Origin of the sequence: Micromonospora globispora, from assembly GCF_003857015.1 — a bacterium.
GTDB classification, from domain to species: Bacteria; Actinomycetota; Actinomycetes; order Mycobacteriales; family Micromonosporaceae; genus Micromonospora; species Micromonospora globispora.
The window spans coordinates 1-2,165 of record NZ_QGGF01000784.1; the positions used below are offsets into that span (position 1 = coordinate 1).

The 2,165-nt window shown below is 74.5% G+C and carries 3 protein-coding genes; 1 reads left to right on the forward strand and 2 read right to left on the reverse strand.

From position 1 onward, the window contains the following. Positions 1-330, reverse strand: a 330-nt coding sequence (locus DKL51_RS34070) for an enoyl-CoA hydratase-related protein (protein ID WP_185735011.1), incomplete at its 3' end; no start/stop codon positions are given. A 19-nt stretch (positions 331-349) separates the two neighbouring features. Here DKL51_RS34070 and hemW point away from each other — a divergent pair. Continuing rightward, positions 350-1,573 (forward strand): radical SAM family heme chaperone HemW, encoded by a 1,224-nt coding sequence (gene hemW, locus DKL51_RS34075; protein WP_185735012.1) that lies wholly within the window; start codon positions 350-352, stop codon positions 1,571-1,573. 44 nt (positions 1,574-1,617) lie between these two features. Here the strand turns inward: hemW and DKL51_RS34080 are convergent, their stop codons facing one another. Next, positions 1,618-2,160 carry a DUF4870 domain-containing protein gene (locus tag DKL51_RS34080; RefSeq protein WP_124813298.1) on the reverse strand — a complete coding sequence of 181 codons (543 nt, stop codon included), beginning with the start codon at positions 2,158-2,160 and terminating at the stop codon, positions 1,618-1,620. Between the last annotated feature and the right edge of the window lie 5 nt (positions 2,161-2,165).

The following is a 2,165-nucleotide window of genomic DNA, read 5'->3' on the forward strand; positions in this document are numbered from 1 at the left end:
CGCCCGCGCCGGTCCGGCCACCTTCGCCAGCACCGGCTTCGGGCACTCCCGTACGGCGACCAGCACGTCGCCGAGCATGCCGGCGGGCACCGTCCCGCTGGCGTACGCGGCGGCGGTCTCCTTCAGGTCCGCGCCGGAGCAGAAGACCGGGCCGGTGTGGTCCAGCACGATCGCCCGGACCGTGTCGTCGCCAACCGCGTCGGCCAGGCCGGCCAGCAGCTGCGTCATCAGCGGGGTGGAGAGCGCGTTGCGGTTGTGCGGGCTGTCCAGGGTGAGGGTGGTCACCCCACGGGCCGTGGTGACCCGCACGAGAGCGTCCGGAGAGGTCATGCCGGGCACACTAGTGGCCATGCCCGGCGCTCTTCCAGAAGGTGAATCCGTCCCGGTCGACGGATCGCTGCCCGCCTCCGCCACCCGCGCGGTCGGCGCGCGCGGCTTCGGCGTGTACGTGCACGTCCCGTTCTGCGCGAGCCGCTGCGGCTACTGCGACTTCAACACCTACACGGCGGCCGAGCTGGGCGGGGGGGCCGACCGCGAGTCGTACGCCGACAGCGTGCTGGCCGAGCTGGCCCTGGCCGGCCGGGTGCTGGGTGACAGCCCGCCGCCACGGGTGGACACCGTCTTCGTCGGCGGAGGCACCCCGACCCTGCTCCCCGCCGACGACCTGGCCCGGATCCTCGACGGGATCGACCGCACCTGGGGGCTGGCCGCCGACGCCGAGGTGACCACCGAGGCGAACCCCGAGTCGGTGACCCCGGAATCGCTCAAGACGCTACGGGCGGCCGGCTACACGCGGATCTCGCTGGGCATGCAGTCCGCCGCGCCGGGGGTGCTGGCGATCCTCGACCGCAAGCACAGTGCCGGCCGGGCCACCGCCGCCGCCCTGGAGGCGCGCGAGGCCGGGTTCGACCACGTCAACCTCGACCTGATCTACGGCACGCCGGGGGAGAGCGCCGAGGACTTCGCGGCCTCGCTCGACCAGGTGGTGGCCGCGGGCGTCGACCACGTCAGCGCGTACGCCCTGATCGTGGAGGACGGCACCCGGCTGGCCGCGCGGATGCGTCGGGGCGAGCTGCCGTACCCGAGCGACGACGTGGCGGCGGACCGCTACCTGGCCGCGGAGGCCGCCCTCGACGCGGCCGGTTTCTCCTGGTACGAGGTCTCCAACTGGGCGCGGTCGGAGGCGGCCCGGTGCCGGCACAACCTGCTCTACTGGACCGGCGCCGACTGGTGGGGCCTCGGCCCGGGGGCGCACAGCCACGTCGGCGGGGTGCGCTGGTGGAACGTCAAGCACCCGACGACGTACGCGAAGCGGCTGGCCGCCGGGGAGTCGCCGGGCCTGGCCCGGGAGCTGCTGACGCCCGACGAGGCGCACATGGAGGACGTGATGCTCCGGCTGCGGCTCGCCTCCGGGCTGCCGCTGGCGGTGTTGGACCCCGCCGGGCGGGCCAGTGCCCAGCGCGCGCTGGCCGACGACCTGCTCTCCGCCCCGGAGTACGCGGCCGGCCGGGCGGTGCTGACCCTGCGGGGCCGGCTGCTCGCCGATGCGGTGGTCCGCGACCTGCTGCCCTGAGCGGTGCGGGACCCGGCCGACCCGAGGGCCGGCCGGGCCGGGGATCACTTGATCAGACTCGCCGACATCGGGTACCGGTAGAGCTGGCCCTCGTTGGCCCTGATTCCGGCGACGATGCCGAAGATGATGCCGATGATCATCGCGGCGAGGCCCACGAAGAAGCCGATCACGATGCAGCTGAGCACCCACCCGACGAGCGCGATGATCGACCAGATGAGCTGGAAGTTCAGCGACGCGATCGCGTGCGCGCGGACGGTCGGCGACTGGTTGCCGCGGGCGAGCAGCGCGATCAACGGTGCCACCCAGCCCAGCACGCCACCGCCGAAGAACATGCCGGCCGCCCCGCCGAAGTGCGCGACCAGGGCCCAGGTCTTGTCCTCGTTGTTGGCGTAGCCGGAGGGCGCACCGTAGGCGCCGCCGGCCGGGTAGCCACTGGGCGGCGGGTAGCCACCGGGCGGTGAGTAGCCGCCAGAGGGCGGCTGCGGGCCGGCGGGCGGCGGATAGCCACCGGGCGGGGGATAGCCGCCCCCGGCGGGTGCCCCGGACAGTGGTGCGGTGGGGGGCTCGTCGGCCGACGAGCCCCCCACCGCAC